We start from the raw sequence: 24,777 nt of genomic DNA on the forward strand, positions 1-24,777 counted from the left end.
GCAAGAATGCTATCCACGCCGACCGCCTTCGGCCTCGCCGGAACGGCGTAGGCCGGGCGCGCATCCCTGTCACGAACGACCACGAGACCGCGACCGACACGCGAATGATCCAGATCGTAGACGAAATCACGCTCGCGCCCGAGCGCATTCCCGACGTGCTTGCACTGCTGCGCGACCATTACCTGCCGGGCCACGCGGCGCGTGGGCTGACGGCGGCCGGCCGCTGGGTATCGCCGCCCGTCGCGGTGCCGGGGCAGCCGAGCACGCTATGGCTGACCTGGCACGTGGCTGACGCGCCGGCCTATTACCGGATGCGTGCATTGACGGATGCCGACGTGGTCGGATTCTGGACGGCGGTCGACGCGCTGTGCGACATGCGCCGCCGCCATGTGATGACGGACGCCGATGCGCCGCTGCCCGCGCTGACGGAGGCCGATCATGCGGCATGACACGGCACAGGTATTCGTGTCCGCGGATTGCGATGCGGGCGCGATCGAGCGTGCGTTGCACGAAGCCGCGCACGCGCTGGCCGGCGCGAAACGCGTGGCATTGGCACGCAATCTGGACGGCAGCTGGGGCGCGGGCGACTACACGCTCGACGTGCTGCGCGCCGATTCAGCGGCCGACGGCACGGCGGATTTCGCGGCCCTGGCTCAATTGCCGGGCATCGTGTGCATCGACGGTGCCGAATGCCGCGCGATCGGCGGCGGCCTGTGCGAACCGGCGCTGCGCGACGGCGTATGGCGCACGCTGATGCTGCGCGTGCGGCCGCAGGCCAGCCCTGCGCAGATCGCCGCGCTCGAACGCGAACTGCTGCGGATGCCCGCGTTCATGCCCGGCATCCGTAACTGGCGGCTGAGCCGGATCGAGACGCCCGGCGCATGGACGCACGTGTGGCAGCAGGAATTCGCGCACGTCGGCGATCTGCTCGGCGAATACCTGATGCATCCGTATCACTGGGGCTGGGTCGACCGCCGGTTCGACGCCGAAAGCCCCGACTGGACGGTCGATGCGATCTCGCATGCGTTCTGTCCGCTCGCGTCGAGCCTGCTGGTGGATACGGCGGCGTGACGCGCGGCCCGCATCGAGCCGACATCAAACCAACCCTGGAGACACGAAGATGCGAGCGCTGTTGATCGACCGCGTCGGTCATTCCGACACCTTGCGAATGGCCGACGTGCCGGCCCCGACGCCGGGCCCCGGCGACGTGCTGATCCGCGTGGCCTACGCGGGCATCAATCCCGCCGACTGGAAATGCCGCGAAGGCTACCTCGGCGCCTTCATGCAATACACGTTTCCGTTCGTGATCGGCTTCGACGCGGCGGGTGTGGTCGAAGCGGTCGGCGACGGCGTCGACGGTTTCGCGCCCGGCATGCGCGTGTTCGCGCAGACCGACGTCGGCGCGGGGCGCTGGGGTGCGTATGCGGAATACGTCGCGGTGCGTCACGACTCGGTCGTGCGCGTGCCCGACGCGGTGAGCCTGGCGGAAGCCGCCACAGTGCCGACGCCCGCGCTCGCGGCATGGGCCGGCCTGTTCGACGACGGCGGGCTGAAGGCGGGCCAGACCGTGCTGGTGCACGGCGGCGCGGGCGCGGTCGGCACGTTCGCGATCCAGCTTGCCGTGCAGGCCGGCGCGCGCGTCGCGGCAACGTGTTCGGCGCGCAACCGCGAAACGGTCGAATCGCTGGGCGCGGCGGCGAGCATCGACTATCGCGCGCAGGACATCGCCACGGCGCTGCGCACCTGGGCGCCCGGCGGCGTCGACCTCGTGCTCGACGCGGTCGGCGGCGACACGTTGCCCGATGCGCTCGACCTGCTGGCGCCGGGCGGCACGCTGGTGAACATCATGACGCTCGCGGCCGGCGATGCGGAGCGGCTTGCCGCGACGGCGGCCGAAGCCGCACGACGCGGCCTGCGCACCGCGATGACCTACAGCCGGATGCCGAGCGGCGGCACGCTCGGCCGGATCGCGGCGCAACTGGACACGCGCGCGCTGCGCGTGCCGCGCTTCGACCGTTTCCCGCTCGAACAGGCGGCCCGCGCACTCGATCTCGTTCAAACGGGCGAGGCTAAAACGAAGCTGGTGCTTCATGTTGCGGATATCGCCCGCTAAGCGGCCCGCACGCCCATCACAGGAGACAACGATGATCGATACCCGAACCGGCGTACTGGCCGGCAAGTGCGCGCTCGTGACGGGCGCCAGCCGCGGCATTGGCCGTGCGATCGCGCAGCGCCTCGCGTCCGAAGGCGCGACCGTCGTCGTGACGGCGCGCAGCCTCACGCAATCGGCGACGGCCGCCGGCACGCTCGCCGAAACGGTGACGCTGATCGAGCAGGCCGGCGGCCGAGCCATCGCGCTGGCGGCCGACCTGTCGAACGCGGCCGAGCGCGATGCGCTCGTCGGGCGCGCGGCGCAAGCCGCCGGCGGCCTCGACATCCTCGTCAACAACGCGGGCGTGGCCGACTACGCGTGCGTCGATGCGATGCCGATGACGATGTTCGACACGACGATCGAACACTATCTGCGGATTCCGTTCGCGCTGGCGCAGGCCGCGATCCCGCGGATGCGCGCCCGCGGCGCCGGCTGGATCGTCAACGTCGGCTCGGTGACGGCGCTGCCGCCGCTGCGGCCGTTCGACGATTTCTCGCGCGTGGGCGGCGCGACGGTTTATGCGGCGGCGAAGGCGGCGCTGTCGCGCTTCACGCAGGGGCTCGCGGCCGAACTCGAAGCCGACGGCATCGCGGTGAATCTCGTCGCGCCGAGCACGGCGATCCGCACGCCGGGCGCCGCGCGCTACATCCCCGAAGGCTATCCGACCGAGGACGTCGCGTATCTCGCCGAAACCGCGCTCGCGCTGTGCCGCCTGCCGGCGCGCGAACGCACGGGCCTCGTCACGCACAGCCTGCATTTCCCGCTCGCGCAGCAACTCGCGGTGCGCTCGCTCGACGGCCGCACGATGCTGCCGCCGCCGGTGATTCCCGCGTACGCGCATCCCCACATCGACCCGACAGGATTTTGATTGACATGACGAACTCGATTCGCTTCGACGGCGGCACCGCCGTGATCACCGGCGCGGCCAGCGGCATCGGCAGCGGGCTCGCACGCCACGCCGCCGGGCTCGGCATGCGCGTCGTGCTGGCCGATCTCGACCCGGCAAAGCTCGACGCATTCGCCGCGACGCTCGACACCGACGTCCTGTGCGTGCCGACCGACGTCAGCCGGCCGGAAGCCGTCGACGCGCTGGCGGAAGCGGCATGGCAGCGCTTCGGCGGCGTCGACCTGCTGTTCAACAACGCGGGCGTGATGGCGACCGGCTTCAGCTGGGAAATCACGCCGGAACGCTTCGAGCGCAGCTTCGCGATCAACGTGCACGGCGTGCTGAACGGCATCCGCAGCTTCGTGCCGCGGATGCTCGAACGCAACGTGCCGGCGCGCGTCGTGAATACCGCGTCGGTCGGCGGGTTCCTGCCGAGCCCGCTGATGTCGCCTTATTCGGCGACGAAATTCGCGGTGGTCGCGCTGACGGAATCGCTGTACGGAGAACTGAAGATGTTGGGCGCACCGGTCGGCGTGTCGTTGCTTGCGCCGGGCCCCGTGCAGTCGGGCATCTTCAACGATCCGTTCGGCGCGGTGCACAACCGGCCCGAGGTGCGCGGCTTCGTCGACACGATGCGCGCGATGCTGAACGCGCACGGGCTCACGCCCGACGCGTTCGCCGCGCGGGTGTTCGACGGCATCCGGGACGGGCGCTACTGGCTGATTCCGCAACCGGAGACGATCGACGGCGCGCTGCAGCGGCGTACCGACGACATCCTCGCTTCACGCGATCCGTCGCTGCCTGCGTTCTGACGGCTGGGCGCGGCACGGCGCCCGGCATGCGCCGTCACATGCGCATGCCGGAGTGCGAACGGCCGCTCGGGTCGCCGCCGCGATCGGGCGGCGTATTGTTCTGATCGATCTTCGCGAGCACGAAGCCGGCGTGCGGCAACGCGCCGGGCGAGCGGTGCGTCGCTTGCGCGACGGCGTCGTGCGGCGACACGGCGGGGAAACCGGATGACGTCACGCCCGGTTGAGCGAACGCCGAAAGGGAAGCAGCCGCCAGGGCGGCGGCGACGATCGCGTGCGATTTCATGGTGGCTCCTTCACGACTGACTGCGGGACAACATCATCAGTCTAGGGCGCGAAACTTAACGCGACGTGAAGGAACGATGCGGCGCGGATGACGGAATGTTCATGCGCGCCGCGCCGTTCATGCCGGCGCGGACACCAGTGCGCAGAAGTTCTCGAGATCGACGTTGCCGCCGCTGATCACGATGCCCACGCGCTTGCCCTGCAGCGCGTCCTTCATCCGTCGCACCGCGGCGAACGACAGGCAGCCGGTCGGCTCGACCACCATCTTCATACGCATCGCGAAGAAGCGCATGCAGTCGATCAGTTCCGCGTCCGTCGCGGTCAGTATGTCGTCGACGTCGCGGCGGATGATCGGGAACGTCAGGTTGCCGAGGTGCTGCGTCTGCGCCCCGTCGGCGATCGTGCGCGGGGTGTCGATATGCACGATCGCGCCGGAGCGGAACGATTGCTGGCCGTCGTTGCCGGCTTCCGGCTCGACGCCGTAAAGCGTGGCATGCGGCGACAGCGCGCGCGTGGCGAGCGCGGTGCCCGACAGCAGGCCGCCGCCGCCGAGCGGCGTGAATACCGCATCGAGCGGGCCGACTTCGTCGAACAGTTCCTTGGCCGCCGTGCCCTGGCCGGCGATCACGTCCGGGTGGTCGTAGGGCGGGATCAGCGTGAGGCCGTGCCGCGCCGCGAGATCACGCCCGATCTGCTCGCGATCCTCGGTGTAGCGGTCGTAGGTCACGACCTTGCCGCCGTAGCCGCGCGTCGCGGCCATCTTCGCGGCCGGCGCATCCTGCGGCATCACGATCGTCGCGGGAATGCCGAGCATGCGCGCCGACAGCGCGATCGCCTGCGCATGGTTGCCGGACGAGAACGCGACGACGCCGTTGCGGCGTTGCGCCGCGTCGAAGCGCGACAGCGCGTTGAACGCGCCGCGGAACTTGAATGCGCCCATGCGCTGCAGGTTCTCGCACTTGAAGAACACGTGCGCGCCGAGCGCTTCGTCGATCGTCCGCGACGTCATCACCGGCGTGCGGTGCGCATGGCCTTCGAGCCGGGCCGCGGCGGCGGCAACGTCGTCGTAGGTGGGGAGAGTCGGAGCGTTCATGGGTGGTCCGGTGGTCGTTGGAATCGGTCAGCGGGAAAGCGGCGCGGGTATCGCGCCAGCGTCATTTCGCATCGTTGTAGACGGTCGCGCGCGAGACGCCGAGATGCTGCGACACGATCTCCATCGCGCGCCGCACTTCGAGGAAACCGTCGGCCTTCAGCGTCTGCATCAGCTCGCGGCGCTGGTCGGTCTTCAGTTCGCGCGGCGTCGTCGCGAGGCGCATCGCGAATGCGTCGATGCGTTGGCGGATCGCGTCCGCGCCGGCCGGATCGAGCGTTTCCGCGACGGCGTCGCCGTCCGTGCTGCAGAACTGGTTCAGCATGCCCTGGAAGCCGCGGAACAGCGTGATGTCGGCATTCAGGCACAGCGCGGCCACATAGCGGCCGGTCGAATCCTTGATGCCGATCGACGTGCTTTTCGCGGTGCGGCCGTCGGCGAAACGGTTCGGGTAGTTCGCGAGCACGGGCGGGAAATCGTCGTCCGCGATGCGGGCGAGGCCGAGCTCGGTCGCGGGATCGCCGACGGCGCGCCCCGACAGGTTGTTGTGAATCGCGAGGATCGCGTGCTTCGGCGTGCGCAGGTCGTGAACCACGACCTCGGTGAACGGCGCGAACATCGCGCCGAGCCCTTCGGCGATGCGCTGCACCTGTTCGATCAGCGACGCCTGTTCGGACGGCACGGGTTTCCGGGTGGGGGTCATGATGGTTTCGCGGTCAGGTTTCGGGTCGATGCGGCGGCTGCGAGGACGCGGCAACCGGCGTATTACTCGCCGTCCGCGGCTTCGGGCCGCGTGATGTCGGCGAGCAGCGGTTGCGCGATCCGCACGTAGTCGGCTGCGTCGAGCACGACGGAGCGGTCGAGGCGCCCCGCGTTGAAGGCGATTTCGGTGTTGCATTCGACCAGGGCCGGATCGACGACGAGCGTCACGCTGGCGTCGAACACGAACGGCGGCACGGCGCCCATCACGCAGCGCGTGACGGTGGCCGCGAGGTCGGGCGACGCGAGGGTGGCCTTGCGGCGGCCGACCGCATCGGCGACCTTGCGGAAATCGATCTTCAGGTGGCCGGGAATCACCGCGAGCGCGGTGGTGTCGCCGCCATCCTTGAACGTGCAGAGCATCGCCTTCGCGCCCTGTTCGGGGCGCGTGCCGCGCAGCGCGGCGATTGCGTCGGATTTCCCTTCGGCCGGATGCTCCAGCACACGGAACCGCGCGCCGGACGTGTTCAGCAGATCGCAAAGCGTGTCGAAAACGGGGTAGTCGCTCATGTCGCTCCGGGCAAATTGGGCCGGGGAATCGGCGGCGCGCTCGGGTTCGTCTGCTTCGGCGTGCCGGTCGATGGATCGTCCAAGTATAGACGTTTTGTCATAGGCGTGGCAAAGGGACGGGCGAGCGGGGAGTCAAGGGCGTTCGGGCGCATCGATGAGAATGTGTCGCTCGACCCATTTTGTGACGGGTATCGAACCGGTCGTTTGTACGTTCGCGAATCGACATCGGTGCCTCTCCCCGGATTTCCAATCCTGCGTAGAATGTCGCCGTCCGGTTCGGCCTTTCGGTCTTTGAAGTGGAACCGACACAACCCTGAGTCAGGCATCGATTTTTTTCAAAATCCGGTCGACCAACCTATATCACCACTCCCTGTGCATGAAGCGGATACGGTGCGTGTGGTCTGCGACCGGGCATCAGCGGCGCCGACGCGCCATCAGCACCATCGCCCCGGGCATGCGCTCACGGGGCTGCAGGAGGATTTCTTGAAGAGGGCGGCTCTCGATAACGGACGCGTCTTGACTGAACGCGGCAAGCACGCGGTAAACAAAATCATGGCCAGTGCGATCGAGATCTTCGTGGACGAAGGCTACGGCGGGCTGACCATGCGAAAGGTCGCGGCAAAGGCGGGATTGGCGCTGTCGAACCTGCAGCACTACTTTCCCACGCGCGAGGACGTCTTCGAGGCCATCCTTACCATGACGCGGGAAGCGTACGCCAATACGTACGACGGCGTGCGCGCGGACACGTCGCTGACACCCGAGGGCCGTCTGGAGAAAGTGGTCCGACTGTTGCTCGAAGACGGAAAGCAGCCCAAGACCCAATGCCTGTTCGTGAACTTCTGGGCACTGGCCCAGACGCAAGAGTTCGCGCGGAAAATGCTCGAGGAGGGGTATGAATTTCAACGCGGCGTGATCGCCGGCCTCATTGAAGCCGTGAACCCTGCGCTGCCACAAGCGGTGCGCATCCGGCGAGCGGCGCTCGTGACGGCGCAGATCGAGGGGCTCATCGTGCTGATCCCGCAAAGGAATCGATTCCCGTCGGATATCAAGGGAATCGAGGACGATGCGGTGATGGCCATTCTGGCGTTGGCCAAGGCGCCGTGAGCTGCACTGTTGGAGCGTTTGTCGGTCGCTCATTACCGGGAGGGCTTTTGCAAACCATGCAGACGGAAATCGAAGCGCCGGGCCCTGCCGGTCCGCTGAAAGGCACGCTCTTGTCCCCGGACACCGGTGACGCCCCGGTGGTGCTGATCGTGCCGGGCTCGGGCGCGACCGACAGAAATGGCAACGCGCCGGGCTGGCTTCAGGCGTCGACGTACCGGTTGCTCGCGGAAGGATTGTGCGAAGCAGGGATCGCGTCGGTACGAATCGACAAGCGCGGCATGTACGGCAGCGCGTCGGCGATACCGGATGCCAATGATGTCGTGATCGACGACTACGCGACGGACGTCCATTCGTGGGTAGCCGCCATCCGCGCACGGACAGGTGCTTCCAGCGTCTGGGTGTTGGGGCACAGCGAGGGCGGTTTGGTGGCGTTGCTGGCGGCGCGGCAATCGGCCGACATTGCCGGCCTGATCCTGGTTGCCGCGGCGGGGCGTCCGCTCGGGCCCGTATTGCGGCAGCAACTGCAATCGAACCCTGCGAATGCGCCGATCCTGGAAAATGCAATGCGGATCCTCGATTCCCTGGAAGCGGGAAATGGGGTAGACGCGACCGGCGTCGATCCGGCGCTCATGCCGGTGTTCAGGCCGCAAGTCCAGCGCTTCCTGATGAGCGAATTGACCATCGACCCCGCAGCACTGCTGGCCGATTACATGAAGCCCGTGCTGATCGTGCAGGGCGCGCGGGATATCCAGGTTGCCGTGCAGGACGCGGAACTGTTACAGCGAGCCAATCCGCAGGCCGAAATGGCGCTGATCGCCGACGCCAATCACGTTCTCAAGGCCGTCCGCACGGCGGATCGGCAAGCAAACCTCGCTGCTTATTCGAACCCGGATCTGCCACTGGCGGACGGTGTCGTGGAGGCAGTTTCGGCGTTCGTGCGCGGATCGCCAGCGAGTCGGCGCTAGTTCCGGAGAAAGACAGAAGCACGTTATTTCCGTTCGGTAACCGTCACGGAACAGAGGCTCCCAAATGAAGAGACGCACGCTATCGATGATCCTTTGCCTCGCTGCCGCCAGCTTCACGACGATGGCAAACTCGCAAGCGCCTGTTTGTCACAATGACGGATCGGGTGCCGATAGTGCTGTTTGTGCGCACCAAGGTTTCGTTAGAGCGGACGCGCAGCTAAACGATGCTTACCATGCGGCCCTTGATCTCTTGGGGGGCGATACCCAGCGGGCCGATGCGCGAGCTGCGTTGGTGGCGGCACAACGACAATGGATCAAGTTCCGCGATGCTGACTGTCAGGTTCAGGATCGCATCTTTCAGCATGGAACATTGCGCGCGGCGATCGTAGCGTCGTGTCTGACCAATCTGACGGAACAACGAACGACAGAGCTGAAAAAACTTTGGCTGCCCTAGTTCGATTCCGCGTTCGGCCGGTATTTCACGGCAGCGATCTTCTGGTCGAGGTACTCGACGACCATCGCGCAGCGGATTTTCCAGACGTCGCCGCGATCCTGCAAGACGTGCTGCATTCGGTCCAGGTTCCGCATCCGGATGGCCTTGATGAACCCGAGGTCGCCTTGTCCCAGGAGCGTTACTTCAGCTATTGGACGTATGCCCGCGGCAACTACGAAATCGACGACGATATCTGGGGCATGTTTGTCACCGCGTCTATCGATAACGCCTTTATCGTCGCGGACATCGAAAACGCACTCCTTTTGACAGGAAGGTTCGTCAAGGTCGACGTGGATTTCAGTGAGTTCAGGTAGATAAGAAAAGCCGGCGCCGCGCACAGGCGCTCCACCGGCCCGCAACGTAAAACCGCAATCAATCCAGACGTAGGCGACCGCACCACGCGATCGCCCGACCTTACCCCCGCACAGCCTTCACCACATACTGACTCGTCGGCACCACATCGATCTTGTCGAAATCGATGAAGCGCCCGCAGCTGTCCATCATCTCCGCCACGTTCCGCTGAAACTTCTCGTCATCGCCGACCGCATCGAAGAACGCATGCGGATCGGTCATCGCGGCAGCGGGGAAGCATTCCTCGACGATCGCGTCGTACCGCGGCGCCGCATGCGTGAGCGCGCGCACGACGACGTTCTGCACATACAGGAAATTGTCCTGCGTATCGATCGCGACGCGCGTGTGATGCCCGTGCCACACATCGAGCCACGCTTCATGCGTCAGCCGCGGCGGCCGCTTCAAAAATGCGAGCTGCGAAAAACCCGTCGTCCGCTCACCCGGCCGCGCCGGGAAGCGCGTATTCGGAATCGGCTGCGACTCGGTGACGAGATACGCCGCCATGTGCGGGACCACGGCGCACACCGCATCGTCGAACGGCTGACGGAACATCGCATTCGCGCTATCGACCCACACCGCGACGATCCCGTCGATGCCCGGGTGCGTGTTGGTCTGCTTCAGGCCGGCGGCGGGCGCGACATCCGCATCGGCGACGTTCACCTGCACGCCGTGCGCACCGAGCGACAGCAGCTTGTCGGCGAGCTGCGCGCGCACCGTGCGGCTCCACTGATCGGGCGCGGCCTGCGTATCGCGCCACAACACGTAAATGACTTTCTCCATTGCTCCGGCTCCAGAGGGAAATGACAGGATCGGCGGCATTGCCGCCGGGATTCAGGAAGCGGCTTCAGTCGGTCCGGCCGTCCGATGCGCATCCGGTGCGAACCGGTTCGCGGTCAGCGTGAACGACGGCGGGATCGGCGACGTGACGGTTTCGAACAGCCGCTCATGGCGCGTCGCGTGTATGCGCCACACGCCATCGCGTTTCACGTACTGGTCGTCGTAGAACGCGGTGCCGTGCAGCAGGTAGTCATCCTCAAGATTGATCGCGTGATCCTCGAGAAACCACACGCCGCACGCGTGATCGGCCGACACCAGCGTGAGCTCGGGGTGATGACCGTGGTGCATCGTCAGGAAGGTCGGCTTGCCGATCAGCGCGCGCAGGCTCGACACGAATGCGTCGCGGCCGTCGTACGCATAGCGGCCGCCATACAGCCGCGCCTCGCAGTCGTCGGTCAGGCAATCGGCGAGCAGCGCCCAGTCGTGCGTGTCGACCGCGCGGAAATACCGGTACTTCAACTGTCGGATCTGCTCGTACTCGTGGAGCGTGCGGGTGGTGTCGTCCATCGCGGGTCTCGTGGTGGTGTCGTTCGATGGTAGGAACGAAGCCGCCTGCATCACATCGTCTGTTCGGACGAACGCCGTAGCCACTCGCAAACAGCACGGCCGAAACGAATCGCGGATTTCATCCGAACGGGTGATGGCCGGCCCATCGCGCGGCGGTAACGTGGCATCGACGCGGCGTTCGAACCGCGCCGGCACCGAACAAGGAGACAGGATGACCCTCATCGAATCGCTGGAAGCGCGCGTGCGCCGGCTCGAGGACGCCGACGCCATCCGCCGGCTGAAGGCGCGCTACTTCACCTGCTGCGACCGCAAGGATCCGGAAGGGATGCGGGACTGCTTCGCGCCCGGCCCGGTGCAGATCGACTACGGCCGGATCGGCACGTTCGATACGCGTGACGCGCTCGTCGACGTCTTCGCGCAACTCGGCTGCCATCCGCACATCGTCGAGATGCACCACGGCGTGAATCCCGAGATCGATGTGCTCGACGCGACGCATGCACGCGGCACGTGGGGCCTGCACTACCAGATGATCGACACGAACGCGCGCACGCTCACGCAGCTCGGCGCGTACTACGACGACGCATACCGGAAGGTCGACGGCGAATGGAAGATCGCGGGCACGCGCTGCGTCGTCACGTCGACGCTGTCGGCCCGCTACGAAGGCGACGCGCCGGGCGTGCTGTTCGCCGGCGCGCAGCCGCCGGCCGCCTGACGCAAGCAAACGCCATCCACGTGGCGCCCTGCACATTCCACAGGAGACATCGAACATGACACAGAACCACGAGGCGCCGGTCGCCGTCGTGACGGGCGCGTCGCGCGGCGCGGGCAAGGGCATCGCGCGCGCGCTCGGCGCGGCCGGCATGACCGTGTATGTAACGGGCCGCTCGCAGAACGAAGGCGATGCGCCGCTGCCCGGCACGATCCACGAGACCGCACGCGAAATCGATGCGCTCGGCGGGCGCGGGATCGCGGTGGCCTGCGACCACGCGGACGACGCACAGGTGCAGGCGCTGTTCGAGCGCGTCGAGCGCGAAAGCGGGCGGCTCGACATCCTCGTCAACAACGCGACCTACCTGCACGATCAGTTGATCCTGCCGGGTCCGTTCTGGGAGAAGTCGCTCGATCTGGTCAACATCCTCGACGTCGGGCTGCGCTCGGCCTATGTCGCGAGCTGGCACGCGGCGCGGCTGATGGCGCGGCGCCGCAGCGGGCTGATCGCGTTCACGTCGTCGTTCGGCGCGAGCTGCTACATGCACGGCGCGGCGTACGGCGCGCAGAAGTCCGGCGTCGACAAGTTCGCGAAGGACATGGCCGTCGACCTGAAGCCGTTCGACGTCGCGGCCGTGTCGATCTGGATGGGCCCGCTGCGCACCGAGCGCACGACGCGCGTGTGGGAGGAACACCCGGATCTGTACAAGGATTTTTCGCTCGTCGCGGAAAGCCCAGAATTCACGGGCCGCGTGATTCACGCGATCCACGGCGATCCGCAGCGCATGGCGTTGTCGGGGCAGGTGCTCGTCGGCGCGGAAGCCGCGCTGCGGTACGGCATCGCCGATCTCGACGGCAAGCAGCCGCCTTCTTACCGCGAACTGCTCGGCGGGCCCGTGCAGGCGCATCCGGCGATCGTCGCCTGAGGAGCACGCATGGGCATCCTGACAGGCAAGGTCGCGCTCGTGACGGGCGCGGGGCAGGGCGTCGGCCAGGGCGTCGCGCAGGCGCTCGCGGCGGAAGGGGCGCACGTCGCGGTAGTCGGCCGCACCCTCGACAAACTGCTCGCGACTTGCGAGACGATCCGCGCGCGCGGCGGCGTGGCCGAGCCGTTCGTGTGCGACGTGATGGACGCGACGCAGATCGCGCCATGCGTCGACAACGTCGTCGCGCGGTTCGGTGGCGTGCAGATCCTGATCAACAACGCGCAGGTCGTGCCGCTCGGCCGCCTGCTCGACGTGACCGACGCAAGTTTCCTGGCGGGGCTCGAATCGGGGCCGATCGCGACGCTGCGCATGATGCGCGCGTGCCATCCGTATCTGAAGGGCGACGGCGTGATCGTCAATTTCGCGTCGTCGGCCGCGGTGCGCTGGGATGCGTCCGGCTACGGCGCGTATGCGGCAACCAAGGAGGCGATTCGTGCGCTGACGCGCGCGGCGGCCTGCGAGTGGGGCGTGGACGGCATCCGCGTGAATGCGGTCGCACCGCACGCGTTGTCGCCGGGCCTGAAAGGCTGGGTCGACGCAAATCCGCAGGAAGCCGCAGCGTTTTTCCGCACGATTCCGCTCGGCCGCGTCGGCGACTGCGAGCAGGACATCGGGCGCGCGATCGTGTTTCTGGCGAGCCGCGATGCCGCCTACCTGACGGGCGCGACGCTGCCGCTCGACGGCGGGCAGGCTTACTGGGGTTGAAGGCGGGAATCGAAGGCGCGCGGCACTGGGGCCGCGCGCGAATCATGGGACGGCAAACCCGCGCATGAGCGTAGCGCGGCAGCCGGCAAACCGGAATCGAAGCGAGGACGACATGGGTCGACTGGAAGGAAAGGTAGCGATCGTCACGGGCGGCGCGCGTGGCATGGGCGCGGCAACGTGCCGGCTGTTCGTCGCGGAGGGCGCGCGCGTCGTGATCGGCGACGTGCTCGATGCGGAAGGCGAAGCGCTCGCGCGCGAGCTCGGCGACGCGGCGCGCTTCATGCGGCTCGACGTCGCCGACGAAGCGGGCTGGGTGCGCGTGACCGACGCGACGATGGAGCAGTTCGGCCGGATCGACGTACTGGTCAACAATGCAGCCGTGCTGACGTTCGGCGGCATCACGGAGCTGTCGAAACGCGATTTCGAGCGCGCGGTGTCGATCAACCTCGTCGGGACGTTCGTCGGCATCCGGACCATCGCGCCGCGCATGATCGCGCAGAAGAGCGGGTCGATCGTCAACATCTCGTCGGTGGACGGGCTGCGCGGCGTGAACGCGCTGGCCGCGTACGTGTCGAGCAAGTGGGGCGTGCGCGGGCTGACGAAGGTCGCGGCGCTCGAACTCGGCCATCAGGGCGTGCGCGTGAATTCGATTCATCCGGGCGGCGTGAACACCGCGATGTCGAACCCGACCGGCGCGCCGCTCGAGGAAATCAACCAGCACTATGCGAACGTGCCGCTGCAACGCGTCGGCCTGCCGGACGAAATCGCGCGCGCGACGCTGTTCCTCGCGAGCGACGAAGCGTCGTACTGCAACGGCGCCGAGCTGGCCGTCGACGGCGGGATGGCAGCAGGCGCGTATTACCCCGGATTGCCCGGCGCGCCGTTTTGAGCGGGGGTGCCTGCGCCACGCTCACGTCAGATGTTTGTGTACGCAACCTAATTCAGGGTTTGCCTGAGTAGCGAAAACGTGAATTCGCCCGGCCCGTGCTCGCGTGGGCCTCACGCGGAAGCGGCGCGCCAAATTTGCCGCTTCCGCGAAACCCTTGCCGGACGGCCGTCCTGGCCGTTTCGTCCCCAAAGCGCGCGCCATGGCGCTGTAAAAAGCACGCACACGCAACCGGCGTGCCGGCTCGCCGACATAGTTGTTTCTTGTTGCAACGCAACGTTTGCCGAATAACGGCGATGGTATGCTGGCCGTCATGGAGTTGTACGGCAGGTTGCTTGTATGGCGAAACTCGCGTTCGCAATTACTAAAGAGACATCACCTTCTCTCGCACGCATCGCGGCATCGACGCGCGCTCCGCTCGCGCGTCCCGTCCTGCGCGCCGCCGCACCCTGCGCTCCAATCGCATCCCCCATCTCGCGGGCTCGCCCCGCAACCCCCATCCCCGCCCAATAATCTGGAGACATCCTCATGTCGCAAAACACTTTGGCCGAAGCAACACACGGCCCGCTGATCGCTCCGCCGGCTTTCGTCAAACATCGCAAGCTGATCGACTGGGTGTCGCGTATCGCGGCGCTGACGGAACCCGATCGCGTCGTGTGGTGTGACGGTTCGCAGGAAGAAAACGACGCGCTGTGCCAGGCGATGGTCGACCAGGGCACGCTCACGCGCCTGAACCCGGCGAAGCGCCCGAACTCGTATCTCGCGCAATCCGATCCGTCCGACGTCGCGCGCGTCGAGGATCGCACGTTCATCTGCGCGGCCTCGCGCGACGACGTCGGCCCGACCAACCACTGGATCGAACCCGCCGAAATGCGCGAGACGCTCAACGGCCTGTTCCGCGGCTCGATGCGCGGCCGCACGCTGTACGTCGTGCCGTTTTCGATGGGCCCGCTCGGTTCGCCGATCGCGCACGTCGGTGTCGAACTGTCCGACAGCCCGTACGTCGTCGTGAACATGCGGATCATGACGCGCATGGGTCGTGAGGTGTACGACGTGCTGGGCGAGGACGGCGAGTTCGTGCCGTGCGTGCACAGTGTCGGCCATCCGCTCGAAGCCGGCCAGGAGGACGTGCCGTGGCCGTGCAACCCGGTCAAGTACATCGTGCATTTCCCCGAAACGCGCGAGATCTGGAGTTTCGGTTCGGGCTATGGCGGCAACGCGCTGCTCGGCAAGAAGTGTTTCGCGCTCCGTATCGCGTCGACGATGGGCCGCGACCAGGGCTGGCTCGCCGAACACATGCTGATCCTCGGCGTGACGTCGCCGGCCGGCAAGAAGTATCACGTCGCGGCTGCATTCCCGTCCGCGTGCGGCAAGACCAACTTCGCGATGCTGATTCCGCCGCAGGGCTTCAAAGGCTGGAAGGTCACGACGATCGGCGACGACATCGCGTGGCTGAAGCCGGGCCGCGATGGCCGGCTGTATGCGATCAACCCGGAAGCGGGCTTCTTCGGCGTCGCACCGGGCACCGGCGTGAAGACCAACCCGAACGCGATCTCGACGCTCACCGAGAACGTGATCTTCACCAACGTCGCGCTGACGGAAGACGGCGACGTGTGGTGGGAAGGGTTGACCGACACGCCGCCCGCGAAGCTGACCGACTGGCAGGGCAACCCGTGGACGCCGGAGATCGGCAAGGAAACCGGCCGCAAGGCCGCGCATCCGAATTCGCGCTTCACGGCGCCGGCCGCGCAGTGCCCGTCGATCGACGACGACTGGGAGAACCCGGCCGGCGTGCCGATCGATGCATTCATCTTCGGCGGTCGCCGTTCGACGACCGTGCCGCTCGTGACCGAGGCGCGCGACTGGGTCGAAGGCGTGTACATGGCCGCGACGATGGGCTCGGAAACCACCGCCGCGGCGGTCGGCCAGCAGGGCATCGTGCGCCGCGATCCGTTCGCGATGCTGCCGTTCTGCGGCTACAACGTCAGCGATTATTTCGCGCACTGGCTCAAGCTCGGCAACCAGCTCGAAGGCGCGGGCGCGACACTGCCGAAGATCTACTGCGTGAACTGGTTCCGCAAGGATGCGGACGGCAAGTTCGTGTGGCCGGGCTTCGGCGAGAACATGCGCGTGCTGAAGTGGATGCTCGATCGTCTCGAAGGCACCGGTGGTGGCGGCGAGCATGCGTTCGGCGTGTCGCCCGCGTATGAGGACCTGCACTGGGACGGCCTCGATTTCACGCGCGATCAGTTCGATGCGGTGACGTCGATGAACGCCGACGAATGGCGCGATGAGCTGAAGCTTCATGCGGCGTTGTTCGATACGCTGAAGCTGCGCCTGCCGGCCGAAATGACCGACACGATGAAGAAGATCGAGCAGCGCATCGGCGCCTGACGGTTCGCATTCGCGTAGTCATCCTGACGTCCCGCCGCCGGCATGCCTCGCCGGCGGCGGGGCGTTGTTGCATCGGCTCCGCATACGCGCCGTGCGCTTATTGCGCGCGGCAATGCACGACGACTTCGTCAACCGCACGCTGCACGTCGCCGCGCCGGTAGCGCAACAGCGCACTGTCGGCCGGATCGGGCTCGTACGACACGACGTTGCCGCGCCCTGTATAGATCGCGATGTCGGGCAGCAGCGGATGCTCCTGGTCGAGCGACGGCACGTCCTGCGGATTGCCGGCCGCGCGGAAGAAGGCCGCGAAGTAGTCGGCGAAGCTGAGATTCTCGTCGCCGACGAGGTAGGCCTTGCCTGCTTCGCCGCGCTGCAACGCGCCCCAGATCGCTTCCGACAGCGATTGCGTCGAGATGAAGTTGCTGCCGCCGGCCGGTCCGAACACGGGCAGCCCCGCGAACTGGCCCTGCGCATAGCCCGTGTACGCCGCGAACATCTCGTTGCGCAGCGCCGGCACCGATCCGACGACGAATGGCGCGTTGACGCTGCACACGGCGAACGACGGCGCCGCGAGCGCACGCACGCGTTCGTCGGCGAGATGGCGCGAGCGTACGTACGGCACCGTGTCGACGAGCGCCGGCGCGACCTGCGGATAGAAACTGCCGACCAGCACCGCACGCTTCACGCCTGCCTCGCGCGCCAGCGCGAAGAAGCGCGGCACCGCGTCGACGTTCGCGCGCTCCCAGTGCGCGGCTTCGTCGGTGCCGGGCGGCAGGTGGCGGATGTCGTTGCCGGCTGCGAACACCACCGCGTCGAACGGTGCGAGGTCGTCGCGCGTGAAGTTGCCGGCCACGTAGTCGCGCAGCAGCACGTCGAACTGCGCGAGCGCGCTGCCGGGTGCGGGCAGCTTGCGCGCGGCGAGCGTGACGGGGTTGCCCTGCGCATGCAGGTGCAGCGCGGCATGGCCGCCGATGAGGCCGGTGCCGCCGACGATCAGGATCTTCATGATGTCTCCGAAAGCGGCGCCATTTCGCCGCGTGAAATGAACAGGCGAGCGGTGCCGCTCAGAAATTGAAGCCGTTGCCCGTGACGACGGGCAGGTTGGTCCAGAAGCCGTTCGGGTCGCGATACCAGCCGGCCGCCGCGAGCGCGCCGCCATCGACATGCAGCGTCGTGCCGGTGATCCACGCAGCGAGCGGGCTCGCGAGGAACAGCGCGGCGCCCGCGATATCGCCGGTCGCGCCGAAGCGCCCGAGCGGGATCCAGCGCGGGATGTGCCCGTGATGCTCGGCCGCGACCATCGCACTGACGGGCACCTGCGGCGTCTCGGTGGTTTCGGGGGCGATCTGGTTCACGCGAATGCCGGCCGGCCCGAGTTCGAGCGCAAGGCTCTTCGTGAAGCCGGTCAGCGCGACCTTGAACGACGCGTACACGGTGCAGTTCGGAATCGCGCGAAAGCCTTTGATCGACGACACGCCGACGATGCTGCTGCCCGCGCCGCGCTTGCGCAGCAACGGCAGCATCGCGCGCGTGACGATGAAGACCTGGCGCAGGTTCACGTCGAACAGCCGTGCGATGTCGTCGTCGGTGCAGTCGTCGAACGGTTTCGCGATCTGCAGGAAATCGCCCACATTGTTGACGAGCACGTCGAGGCCGCCGAAGCGCGCGTCGACGGTGCGCGCGAATGCTTCGACCTCGTCGCGGCGCGTGACGTCCACGGTGCCGACGAGCGCATCGACGCCTGCCGCTTCGAGTGCGTGACGCACGTCCTGCGCGCGGGTCGGGTCGACCTCGGCTATCGCGACGCGCGCGCCGGCCGCGCCGAACGCTTGCGCGCACGCACGGCCGATACCCGCGCCGCCGCCGGTGACCAGCACGGTCTTGCCGGTGAATGACATCATCGATGGACTCCTTTGAACGGGAAGGCGGTGAGCCGCGTCACAGCGACGACACCAGTTGCGCGTTGTCGATCCGCAGCTCCGCACCGTTCACGAAGCGCGATTCGTCGGACGCGAGGAACAGCACGAGATTCGCGACGTCCCGCGGGTCGCACATGCGCGCCATCGGATCGCTGCCGATGCCGAGCGCGGCGGGGTCGAGATCGGGCATCAGCGCCTGCGTCATCGGCGTCCAGATCCCGTCGGGGTGGATCGAGTTGCAGCGGATCCGGTAGCCGCTGCGCTTGCAGTGCACGGCGACGCTGCGCGCGAGCGCCGTCACCGCGCCTTTCGACCCGGTGTACGCGCACATCATCGGCAACCCGCCGAGCGCGGCGACCGACGACATCATCACGATCGAGCCCGGCGTGTCGTTGCCCTTCATCGCACCGATCGCGTACTGGCAGCCGAGGAAATAGCCATCGGCGTTGGTGCGCATCACGCGCCGCCACGTGTCGAGGCTCGTGTCCTCGATCGAACCGACCGGGCAGATCGCCGCGTTGTTGACGAGCACGTCGAGGCGGCCGAAGCGATCGAGCGTCGATGCGATCGCATGCTGCCAACCGGCCTCGTCGGCGATGTCGTGGCGGACGAACAGCGCCGCGTCGCCGATCTCGCGGGCGAGCGCACGGCCCGCGTCCTCGTCGATGTCGGTCAGCACGACACGCGCGCCTTCGGCGGCGAGCAGCAGCGCATCCGCGCGGCCGACGCCGCTTGCCGCGCCGGTGACCAGCGCGACCTTGTTTGCGACTCGATTCATGGTCGGTCGGATTCCTTTGACGTTGAAAGAAGGCGCGCGCTCATGCGGCGCCCGGTACGCGGCCGGCCTTGATCGCGTCGAGCGCGGCCGTGCCGTAGATCTGCGCGATCGTGTCGTCGACGCGCGGGTTGGTGCGCAGCTCGTGGCCGCCATCGACCGCGAAGCTCTGGCCGGTCACCCAGCCCGACTCGGGGCCGGCGAGATAGCGCACCGCGTGCGCGATCGCTTCGGGTTCGCCGAGCGTGCCGAGCGGGATCTGTTCGAGAAAACTGTCGACGAGCGCGCGGTTTTCGAACATCGGTGCGGTGGCTTCCGAGCGCGTGAGACCGGGGCGCACCGCGTTCACGCGGATCCTCGCGCCGGCCAGTTCCTCGGCCGCGCCGCGCACGAGCGCTTCGAGCGCGGCCTTCGCGGTGCAGTACGCGGACAGCCAGCGGAAATTGATCTGCGCGGCCGTCGACGAAATGCAGACGATCGCGCCGCCGCCGCTGTCGGCGAGCCGCGGCGCCGCATGACGGATCGCGGCGAACGCGCTGTGCAGGTTCAGGTCGATTTCCGCGCGGAACGTGTCGGCGTCGTGCAGCAGCAGCGGCCGGAAGCCCGCCCCGCCGACCGTCGGCACGACGATGTCGAGGCGATGGTCGAGTGCCCACGCGCAATCGAGCGCGGCCTGCAGGTCGCCTTCGTCGCAGGCGTCGCCCGCATGGATCGCGACGCGGCTGCCGGGCACGGCGTCGGTCAGTTGCCGCTGGGTGCGTTCGAGCGCGTCGCGGCGGCGGCCCATCAGCACGACGGCCGCGCCGTCGGCGACGAGCGCGTGCGCGCAGGCCGCGCCGATGCCGCCGGCGCCGCCCGTCACGAGTGCAGTGCGGCCGTCGAGGGGAGCGGAGGTGCGCATCGTTCAGCTCTCCAGCGGCAGGTCTTGCGCCCAGTCGACGTGCAGCGTGCGCGCGGCGAAGCGCCACGTGCCGCCGTCGAACACGCAACGATCGCGATAGCGCAGCCCCCAGTCGAGCTTGCGCTTCACGCCGTCGCGCACGTAGACGTGGCAGGCAACACCGTAGGTCTCGACCTCGGCCTCGCCGCCGTCGAGCGTGACGAGCTGGTTGTGCACGTGATGCTGGGTTGCTTCGTAGCGCTCGATCACGCGCATGCCCGTGATGATCGCGTCGCGGTCGTCGAAGCGGAAGCCGGGGCCGGCCAGCGTGGCATCGGGGGTGAAGAGCGTGGTGAGGCGTGGCCAGTCGCGCCGGTCGACGGCTTGCGCGTAGCGGCACGCCAGTTCGTACAGCGCGTGGGGGGGATCGGAATCGGTCATGCGTGGGCTCCCGTGGAAAAACGGAACGCGTGGGCCGCGCAAGGCGGGCCGACGCGACGGCATTGCGACGTCGACGCGCAGGTTCGCATCGCGCAGGCCGGGATTCATCATCCATACGGAGCAGGGCGCGGGTCGGGGAAAACACCGGGGCAGGCCGCCACGCGTCACGTGGGGGCGCAGGGATGGTGCGGCGCAGCGACCGGTGTGCGAGATGCGTCTGACGATTCGTGCGGCCGGCTGCGACGGGCGCGCGACGTGCCGCGTTTGCTCCGCGTGGGCGAAGCCGTGGCGCGCGATGTTGCGATGCGTCAGGCCGCGCATCGTCCGCTCAGCGTTTGCCCCTAGTCGAAACGGACGATGGCCGGCGGCCGGGGGCTGGCTACCGTGCAGTCATCCGGTGCCGCATGCGATGCACGCCGGACACGAACCGCACCAGCGGACAACCGGACGGGACGACGATCATGAGACTGACGACTCGCAAGCTGTGCGTATTGGCGATAGGCACGTTCGCTGCCATGGCGATGGCGCGATACGGCGCCGACCAGGTCCCGTCGCCGCCGTATGCAGCCGGCATCCTGCAATGCCGTTCGGTCGACGCGAACGGCCTGCCGACGGGTTGCGTGCCGATCGATCCGTCGCACTTCGGTTTTGCCGCGATGCGCGGCATGTGACACCGGCGCGGCCGCGTGCCGCGCAGCGCGCAAGCCGTGGCGGCGCGACGGCGGCTGGATGCGGTTCGCTACGGCCACGGTGGAATCATCGCGCGCCGATCCCGCTTCACGCGGTTCGACTTCAACCGGACGAGAGACGGACGTGCGCGTTGCACGCGCACCCGTCGTACGTCCGCCTCGGCAACGGGGCATCGAGGCAACGTCCGCATCAGTCCTTCGCTACCACCGCCGCTTTCCGCGGATTTCCCCAACGCTGACCCATTCCTCATGTCATCCGACTATTCCCTGACTCACCCCCTGAATACCCGCGACGTGCGTCGCTGGGATGCCGAACACGATGTCGTGATCGTCGGCTTCGGTGCGGCCGGCGCGTGCGCGGCGATCGAAGCCGCGAGCGCGGGCGCCGACACGCTGATCGTCGAGCGTGCGTCGAGCTACGGCGGCACGAGCGCGCTGTCGGGCGGCGAGATCTACCTCGGCGGCAGCGGCGGCACGCCCGCGCAGCGGCAGGCCGGCTTTACCGACGACACCGAGGATCTGTACCGCTACCTGATGCTGGCCGGCGGCCGCGACGCCGACGAGGCGAAGGTGCGCCTCTACGCGAACGACAGCCTGGCGCACCACGACTGGCTCGTCGCGCAGGGCCTCACGTACAAGAACACGTTCATCGCCGAGCGGATCGTCGAACCGGAAACCGACGATTGCCTGATCTGGTCGGGCAGCGAGGAAGCCTGGCCGTTCAGCGAGGCCGCGAAGCCGTGCCCGCGCGGGCACACGCCGCAATGGCCGGGCTGGGGCGGCGGACAGATGCTGATGCGCGTGCTGGCCGAACGTGTGGCGGCGCTCGGCGTCGCGACGCGCTACGACACGCGCGCACTCGCGTTGATCGTCGACGACGGCGGCGCCGTATGCGGCGTGGTGCTGCGCGCCTATGGCGAGACGGCATTCGTACGGGCGCGTCGCGCGGTGATCCTGTGCGCGGGCGGCTTCGCGATGAACCGCGACATGGTGCGCCGGCATGCGCCGCAGTTCCTGCGCTCGGACGAACCGATCGGCAGCCCCGGCGACGACGGCTCGGGCATCCTGCTCGGCCAGAGCGCGGGCGGCGCGGCGATTCACATGGATCAAGGCTTCGTCAGCCTGCCGTTCTACGCGCCCGAATCGCTGATCAAGGGGATCATCGTGAACGCGCGCGGCCAGCGTTTCATCAACGAGGATGGCTATCACGGTCGCACGGGCCATCACGCGTTCCATCAGGCCGACGATCGCATCTACCTGCTCGTCGACCAGGCCACCTACCAGGAGCCGCCCGCCATCGCGCGAATCGGCATCGCGGCGGCCGGCGAAACGTGGGAGGAAGTCGAACGCGACCTGCAGATGCCGGCCGGCACGCTGACGGCGACCGTCGACGTCTACAACCGCCATGCGGCCGACGGCACCGATCCGCTGTTCCACAAGGCGAAGCAGTGGCTGCAGCCGCTGATCGAGCCGCCGTTCGTCGCGCTCGATTGCCGGATCGACTATGCGTTCTATCCGCACTTCACGCTCGGCGGGCTCGATACGCTGCCGACCGGGCAGGTGGTCGACGCAACACGCGCGCCGGTGCCGGGGCTCTATGCGGCGGGCCGCACGACCTGCGGGCTGCCGCGCTGGGGCGCCGGGTACAGTTCGGGGCTGTCGCTGGCCGACGCGACGTTCTTCGGCCGGCAGGCCGGGCGTCACGCCGCGCGGGTGGAGTGCGACGCAGTGCGCCGCGCCGCGTAGCGTTTTCAGGCCGGAAATGAACGACGCCCCGGGCCATCGCATTGCCCGGGGCGTCGTCGTTTCAAGCAGCCAGGCGGCCAGCCAGTCAGGCCAGTCGGCGCTTAACCGAGATCGAGCGCATTCGTCAGATCACCCGGCGGCGTCGCGCCGCGCGCGGCGAACGCCTTGTCGCGCGCGACCACGCCGTCGAGCGGCGCGAGCCCGTGCACGCGGCTGATGAAGCGCAGGATCGAGTTCGTGTCGTACAGCGTGTGATCGACGAAGCCCTTCTTCGCGAACGGCGAGATCACGAGCGCCGGAATCCGCGAACCCGGGCCCCAGCGGTCGCCTTCCGGCGGCGCGACGTGATCCCACCAGCCGCCGTTCTCGTCGTGCGTCATCACGATCACGGTGTGGTCCCATTGCGGCCCGCGCCGGATATGGTCGATCACGGTCGCGATGTGACGGTCGCCCGATTCGATGTCCGCGTAGCCCGCGTGCATGTTCAGGTTGCCCTGCGGCTTGTAGAACGTGACGGCCGGCAGGCGGCCCGCGTCGATGTCGGCGATGAAGTGGTTGGTCGACGGCGCGTCGCCGAGCCCCGCGTCGCGCAGGTGCTTGCGGCGCGCGTCGGTGCCCGGTGCGTAGTTCGCGAAATAGTTGAACGGCTGGTGGTGGTACTGGAAATCGGGCACGGTGCCCGTGTCGCGATGCTCGAGCGCGTACTGCCAGGCGCCGCTGTACCACGCCCAGTCGACGTTCTTTTCCGACAGGCGGTCGCCGATCGTCGCATAGCCCTGCGGCGGCATCACGCGATGGTCGGCCGGGTCCGCATACGCGGCGTTGCCCGGATCGGGCGGCGGCACGTAGCTCGGCTGGTACGGCGGCGCCATCGTGTTCACGCCGTAGCCGTCCGGCGTCAGCGGGCCGTCGGCCGCGAACTTCGGCGGGCCGTCGAGCGCGGACGCGGGCGAATTGTCGGCGAGCTTCAGGCGCGTACCGGTTGGATCGTCGCCTTCGACCTTCGACAGCAGTTTCGCCGCATGCGGATGCTTGTGCGCGTCCGGATACAGCGGCGGCTGCGCGGAGATCAGGAACATGTGGTTCATCCACGACCCGCCGAAGGCCGCCATGAAGAAGTTGTCGCACAGCGTGTATTGCCGCGCTAGATTCCACAGCCGCAGCGTGTCGGCCGAATTGCGGTAATGACCCATCACGAGGCCGCCCGAATCGGCCCACGCGGCGAACTGGTTGTTGCGGCCGGCCGCGATCTGCATCTGGTTCTGGTAGAAGCGGTGCCACAGGTCGCGCGTGATCACGCCGTTCGGCAGCGGGTTGCCCTGCGCGTCCTTGATCAGGAACGGCGCGTTCGGCAGCTTGTCGATGTCGCGCTCGGCGATCGCGTAGCGCTTGCCGTCCACTTCCTGCGCCTGCGGCACGAGCCCGCCCCAGATCTTCGGCAGCACGGGCAGCGGCGTCTTGCCGTCGCGATCGAGCTGCTGTGCGTGCTCGGCGCGCACCTCGCTCAGCGGATGGCGCACGCCCGGGAAATCGCCGTACAGGTTCGCGAAGCTGCGGTTTTCCGCATAGATCACGACGATGTGGCGCACGCGCTGGCGCAACGCTTCGTCGATGCGCAGGTCGGCGGCCGAACGCGGCGCGCTGCCTGCGGTGGTTTCGCAGCCGCTGAGCGCGACACCCGCACCGAGCGCGGCGAGGCCGCCGAGCACGCGGCGGCGGTCGGGATCGGCGGGAAGGTCGTCGGGGCGATCGGGGGTGTCGTTCACGTCGTGGGTTCCTCGAATGGGCGGGTGGACGGAGGCGTGATGCGCGGCGGCGTCGCACAGGCTGCCGCGCCGCGGGATGGAAAGCAACGGCCTCGGTTACGGAGGGGCTGGCGCGATCCATCTGTCACAAAAAT

28 protein-coding genes are annotated in these 24,777 nt (G+C 67.8%); 15 read left to right on the forward strand and 13 right to left on the reverse strand.

All coding sequences use genetic code 11. From position 1 onward, the window contains the following. Positions 1-104 precede the first annotated feature (104 nt). Genes G3N96_RS05545 through G3N96_RS05565 form a run of 5 tightly spaced genes read left to right on the forward strand, consistent with a single transcriptional unit; the run spans position 105 to position 3,850 of the window. Entirely contained in the window at positions 105-449 is a 345-nt protein-coding gene (locus tag G3N96_RS05545) for a hypothetical protein (RefSeq protein ID WP_206136569.1), read from the forward strand. Beyond that, positions 439-1,071, forward strand: coding sequence for a Dabb family protein (locus tag G3N96_RS05550; RefSeq protein ID WP_206136570.1), 633 nt, complete (start codon positions 439-441; stop codon positions 1,069-1,071). Before G3N96_RS05545 ends, G3N96_RS05550 begins: the two co-directional genes overlap by 11 nt. Positions 1,072-1,120: 49 nt before the next feature. Then, complete coding sequence (locus G3N96_RS05555) at positions 1,121-2,113, forward strand: NADP-dependent oxidoreductase (RefSeq protein WP_206136571.1); 993 nt, start codon at positions 1,121-1,123, stop codon at positions 2,111-2,113. Between the two features lie 31 nt (positions 2,114-2,144). After that, positions 2,145-3,020: an SDR family NAD(P)-dependent oxidoreductase gene (locus tag G3N96_RS05560; protein ID WP_241022495.1), complete on the forward strand. Its 876-nt coding sequence runs from the start codon at positions 2,145-2,147 to the stop codon at positions 3,018-3,020. Between the two features lie 5 nt (positions 3,021-3,025). Continuing rightward, a complete protein-coding gene (locus G3N96_RS05565; protein WP_206136573.1) occupies positions 3,026-3,850 on the forward strand; it encodes an SDR family NAD(P)-dependent oxidoreductase in 825 nt (274 codons plus the stop codon). A 34-nt stretch (positions 3,851-3,884) separates the two neighbouring features. Here the strand turns inward: G3N96_RS05565 and G3N96_RS05570 are convergent, their stop codons facing one another. From G3N96_RS05570 to G3N96_RS05585, 4 genes are all read right to left on the reverse strand, one after another. Further along, complete coding sequence (locus tag G3N96_RS05570; RefSeq protein ID WP_206136574.1) at positions 3,885-4,133, reverse strand: hypothetical protein; 249 nt, start codon at positions 4,131-4,133, stop codon at positions 3,885-3,887. 117 nt (positions 4,134-4,250) lie between these two features. Beyond that, complete coding sequence (locus G3N96_RS05575; protein ID WP_206136575.1) at positions 4,251-5,225, reverse strand: threo-3-hydroxy-L-aspartate ammonia-lyase; 975 nt, start codon at positions 5,223-5,225, stop codon at positions 4,251-4,253. A gap of 61 nt (positions 5,226-5,286) precedes the next feature. Then, the gene (locus G3N96_RS05580) at positions 5,287-5,925 is read right to left on the reverse strand and encodes a helix-turn-helix transcriptional regulator (protein WP_206136576.1); all 639 of its coding nucleotides are present in this window, start codon (positions 5,923-5,925) and stop codon (positions 5,287-5,289) included. A gap of 62 nt (positions 5,926-5,987) precedes the next feature. Continuing rightward, on the reverse strand, positions 5,988-6,491 hold the full coding sequence (locus G3N96_RS05585; protein WP_206136577.1) for a YbaK/prolyl-tRNA synthetase associated domain-containing protein: 504 nt from the start codon (positions 6,489-6,491) through the stop codon (positions 5,988-5,990). A gap of 483 nt (positions 6,492-6,974) precedes the next feature. Here G3N96_RS05585 and G3N96_RS05590 point away from each other — a divergent pair, with 483 nt between their 5' ends. Together G3N96_RS05590 and G3N96_RS05595 are read left to right on the forward strand one after the other, a co-directional pair. Further along, positions 6,975-7,595, forward strand: coding sequence for a TetR/AcrR family transcriptional regulator (locus G3N96_RS05590; protein WP_206136578.1), 621 nt, complete (start codon positions 6,975-6,977; stop codon positions 7,593-7,595). Between the two features lie 56 nt (positions 7,596-7,651). Next, positions 7,652-8,560 (forward strand): alpha/beta fold hydrolase, encoded by a 909-nt coding sequence (locus G3N96_RS05595; RefSeq protein WP_206136601.1) that lies wholly within the window; start codon positions 7,652-7,654, stop codon positions 8,558-8,560. Positions 8,561-8,777: 217 nt separating this feature from the next. On the opposite strand, the gene G3N96_RS39110 is transcribed toward G3N96_RS05595, so the two are convergent. Beyond that, positions 8,778-8,924 (reverse strand): hypothetical protein, encoded by a 147-nt coding sequence (locus G3N96_RS39110; RefSeq protein WP_241022496.1) that lies wholly within the window; start codon positions 8,922-8,924, stop codon positions 8,778-8,780. Positions 8,925-8,953: 29 nt separating this feature from the next. On the opposite strand from G3N96_RS39110, the gene G3N96_RS05605 reads away from it, so the two are divergent. After that, positions 8,954-9,367 carry a hypothetical protein gene (locus G3N96_RS05605; RefSeq protein ID WP_346778878.1) on the forward strand — a complete coding sequence of 138 codons (414 nt, stop codon included), beginning with the start codon at positions 8,954-8,956 and terminating at the stop codon, positions 9,365-9,367. Positions 9,368-9,467: 100 nt separating this feature from the next. On the opposite strand, the gene G3N96_RS05610 is transcribed toward G3N96_RS05605, so the two are convergent. Further along, on the reverse strand, positions 9,468-10,184 hold the full coding sequence (locus G3N96_RS05610) for an EthD domain-containing protein (RefSeq protein ID WP_206136580.1): 717 nt from the start codon (positions 10,182-10,184) through the stop codon (positions 9,468-9,470). A 51-nt stretch (positions 10,185-10,235) separates the two neighbouring features. After that, complete coding sequence (locus G3N96_RS05615) at positions 10,236-10,748, reverse strand: nuclear transport factor 2 family protein (protein WP_206136581.1); 513 nt, start codon at positions 10,746-10,748, stop codon at positions 10,236-10,238. A gap of 211 nt (positions 10,749-10,959) precedes the next feature. Here G3N96_RS05615 and G3N96_RS05620 point away from each other — a divergent pair, with 211 nt between their 5' ends. From G3N96_RS05620 to G3N96_RS05640, 5 genes are all read left to right on the forward strand, one after another. Continuing rightward, entirely contained in the window at positions 10,960-11,460 is a 501-nt protein-coding gene (locus G3N96_RS05620; protein WP_124577000.1) for a nuclear transport factor 2 family protein, read from the forward strand. A gap of 55 nt (positions 11,461-11,515) precedes the next feature. Next, entirely contained in the window at positions 11,516-12,382 is an 867-nt protein-coding gene (locus G3N96_RS05625; RefSeq protein ID WP_206136582.1) for an SDR family NAD(P)-dependent oxidoreductase, read from the forward strand. 9 nt (positions 12,383-12,391) lie between these two features. After that, entirely contained in the window at positions 12,392-13,147 is a 756-nt protein-coding gene (locus tag G3N96_RS05630; protein ID WP_124576995.1) for an SDR family oxidoreductase, read from the forward strand. A gap of 112 nt (positions 13,148-13,259) precedes the next feature. Continuing rightward, on the forward strand, positions 13,260-14,036 hold the full coding sequence (locus tag G3N96_RS05635; protein WP_206136583.1) for a glucose 1-dehydrogenase: 777 nt from the start codon (positions 13,260-13,262) through the stop codon (positions 14,034-14,036). A 525-nt stretch (positions 14,037-14,561) separates the two neighbouring features. Then, a complete protein-coding gene (locus G3N96_RS05640) occupies positions 14,562-16,427 on the forward strand; it encodes a phosphoenolpyruvate carboxykinase (GTP) (RefSeq protein ID WP_206136584.1) in 1,866 nt (621 codons plus the stop codon). Positions 16,428-16,524: 97 nt separating this feature from the next. Here the strand turns inward: G3N96_RS05640 and G3N96_RS05645 are convergent, their stop codons facing one another. From G3N96_RS05645 to G3N96_RS05665, 5 genes are read right to left on the reverse strand one after another with little or no spacing between them, the layout of a single operon-like run. Next, complete coding sequence (locus G3N96_RS05645) at positions 16,525-17,433, reverse strand: NAD-dependent epimerase/dehydratase family protein (protein WP_206136585.1); 909 nt, start codon at positions 17,431-17,433, stop codon at positions 16,525-16,527. A gap of 58 nt (positions 17,434-17,491) precedes the next feature. Beyond that, complete coding sequence (locus G3N96_RS05650) at positions 17,492-18,328, reverse strand: SDR family NAD(P)-dependent oxidoreductase (RefSeq protein WP_241022497.1); 837 nt, start codon at positions 18,326-18,328, stop codon at positions 17,492-17,494. A 37-nt stretch (positions 18,329-18,365) separates the two neighbouring features. Next, complete coding sequence (locus G3N96_RS05655; RefSeq protein WP_124576985.1) at positions 18,366-19,124, reverse strand: SDR family oxidoreductase; 759 nt, start codon at positions 19,122-19,124, stop codon at positions 18,366-18,368. 40 nt (positions 19,125-19,164) lie between these two features. Further along, entirely contained in the window at positions 19,165-20,022 is an 858-nt protein-coding gene (locus G3N96_RS05660; protein WP_206136586.1) for an SDR family oxidoreductase, read from the reverse strand. A gap of 3 nt (positions 20,023-20,025) precedes the next feature. Continuing rightward, positions 20,026-20,442: a nuclear transport factor 2 family protein gene (locus tag G3N96_RS05665; RefSeq protein ID WP_206136587.1), complete on the reverse strand. Its 417-nt coding sequence runs from the start codon at positions 20,440-20,442 to the stop codon at positions 20,026-20,028. A gap of 461 nt (positions 20,443-20,903) precedes the next feature. Here G3N96_RS05665 and G3N96_RS05670 point away from each other — a divergent pair, with 461 nt between their 5' ends. Next, complete coding sequence (locus tag G3N96_RS05670; RefSeq protein ID WP_089427420.1) at positions 20,904-21,113, forward strand: hypothetical protein; 210 nt, start codon at positions 20,904-20,906, stop codon at positions 21,111-21,113. Between the two features lie 267 nt (positions 21,114-21,380). Beyond that, positions 21,381-22,877: an FAD-dependent oxidoreductase gene (locus tag G3N96_RS05675; protein ID WP_206136588.1), complete on the forward strand. Its 1,497-nt coding sequence runs from the start codon at positions 21,381-21,383 to the stop codon at positions 22,875-22,877. Between the two features lie 101 nt (positions 22,878-22,978). On the opposite strand, the gene G3N96_RS05680 is transcribed toward G3N96_RS05675, so the two are convergent. Next, positions 22,979-24,643: an acid phosphatase gene (locus G3N96_RS05680; protein ID WP_206136589.1), complete on the reverse strand. Its 1,665-nt coding sequence runs from the start codon at positions 24,641-24,643 to the stop codon at positions 22,979-22,981. Positions 24,644-24,777 lie beyond the last annotated feature (134 nt).

This window comes from Burkholderia sp. Se-20373 (genome assembly GCF_017104705.1).
Lineage (GTDB): Bacteria > Pseudomonadota > Gammaproteobacteria > Burkholderiales > Burkholderiaceae > Burkholderia.

Excerpts from the sequence above, each read along its gene's own strand:
- G3N96_RS05660 (WP_206136586.1), bottom strand. The coding sequence starts at position 20,022 with ATGCGCACCTCCGCTCCCCTCGACGGCCGCACTGCACTCGTGACGGGC.
- G3N96_RS05670 (WP_089427420.1), top strand. The coding sequence starts at position 20,904 with ATGAGACTGACGACTCGCAAGCTGTGCGTATTGGCGATAGGCACGTTC.
- G3N96_RS05615 (WP_206136581.1), bottom strand. The coding sequence starts at position 10,748 with ATGGACGACACCACCCGCACGCTCCACGAGTACGAGCAGATCCGACAG.
- G3N96_RS05565 (WP_206136573.1), top strand. The coding sequence starts at position 3,026 with ATGACGAACTCGATTCGCTTCGACGGCGGCACCGCCGTGATCACCGGC.
- G3N96_RS05640 (WP_206136584.1), top strand. The coding sequence starts at position 14,562 with ATGTCGCAAAACACTTTGGCCGAAGCAACACACGGCCCGCTGATCGCT.
- G3N96_RS05595 (WP_206136601.1), top strand. The coding sequence starts at position 7,652 with ATGCAGACGGAAATCGAAGCGCCGGGCCCTGCCGGTCCGCTGAAAGGC.
- G3N96_RS05620 (WP_124577000.1), top strand. The coding sequence starts at position 10,960 with ATGACCCTCATCGAATCGCTGGAAGCGCGCGTGCGCCGGCTCGAGGAC.
- G3N96_RS05630 (WP_124576995.1), top strand. The coding sequence starts at position 12,392 with ATGGGCATCCTGACAGGCAAGGTCGCGCTCGTGACGGGCGCGGGGCAG.
- G3N96_RS05675 (WP_206136588.1), top strand. The coding sequence starts at position 21,381 with ATGTCATCCGACTATTCCCTGACTCACCCCCTGAATACCCGCGACGTG.
- G3N96_RS05650 (WP_241022497.1), bottom strand. The coding sequence starts at position 18,328 with ATGATGTCATTCACCGGCAAGACCGTGCTGGTCACCGGCGGCGGCGCG.
- G3N96_RS39110 (WP_241022496.1), bottom strand. The coding sequence starts at position 8,924 with ATGCTGAAAGATGCGATCCTGAACCTGACAGTCAGCATCGCGGAACTT.
- G3N96_RS05625 (WP_206136582.1), top strand. The coding sequence starts at position 11,516 with ATGACACAGAACCACGAGGCGCCGGTCGCCGTCGTGACGGGCGCGTCG.
- G3N96_RS05560 (WP_241022495.1), top strand. The coding sequence starts at position 2,145 with ATGATCGATACCCGAACCGGCGTACTGGCCGGCAAGTGCGCGCTCGTG.
- G3N96_RS05575 (WP_206136575.1), bottom strand. The coding sequence starts at position 5,225 with ATGAACGCTCCGACTCTCCCCACCTACGACGACGTTGCCGCCGCCGCG.
- G3N96_RS05550 (WP_206136570.1), top strand. The coding sequence starts at position 439 with ATGCGGCATGACACGGCACAGGTATTCGTGTCCGCGGATTGCGATGCG.
- G3N96_RS05545 (WP_206136569.1), top strand. The coding sequence starts at position 105 with ATGATCCAGATCGTAGACGAAATCACGCTCGCGCCCGAGCGCATTCCC.
- G3N96_RS05665 (WP_206136587.1), bottom strand. The coding sequence starts at position 20,442 with ATGACCGATTCCGATCCCCCCCACGCGCTGTACGAACTGGCGTGCCGC.
- G3N96_RS05585 (WP_206136577.1), bottom strand. The coding sequence starts at position 6,491 with ATGAGCGACTACCCCGTTTTCGACACGCTTTGCGATCTGCTGAACACG.
- G3N96_RS05580 (WP_206136576.1), bottom strand. The coding sequence starts at position 5,925 with ATGACCCCCACCCGGAAACCCGTGCCGTCCGAACAGGCGTCGCTGATC.
- G3N96_RS05555 (WP_206136571.1), top strand. The coding sequence starts at position 1,121 with ATGCGAGCGCTGTTGATCGACCGCGTCGGTCATTCCGACACCTTGCGA.
- G3N96_RS05570 (WP_206136574.1), bottom strand. The coding sequence starts at position 4,133 with ATGAAATCGCACGCGATCGTCGCCGCCGCCCTGGCGGCTGCTTCCCTT.
- G3N96_RS05645 (WP_206136585.1), bottom strand. The coding sequence starts at position 17,433 with ATGAAGATCCTGATCGTCGGCGGCACCGGCCTCATCGGCGGCCATGCC.
- G3N96_RS05610 (WP_206136580.1), bottom strand. The coding sequence starts at position 10,184 with ATGGAGAAAGTCATTTACGTGTTGTGGCGCGATACGCAGGCCGCGCCC.
- G3N96_RS05635 (WP_206136583.1), top strand. The coding sequence starts at position 13,260 with ATGGGTCGACTGGAAGGAAAGGTAGCGATCGTCACGGGCGGCGCGCGT.
- G3N96_RS05655 (WP_124576985.1), bottom strand. The coding sequence starts at position 19,124 with ATGAATCGAGTCGCAAACAAGGTCGCGCTGGTCACCGGCGCGGCAAGC.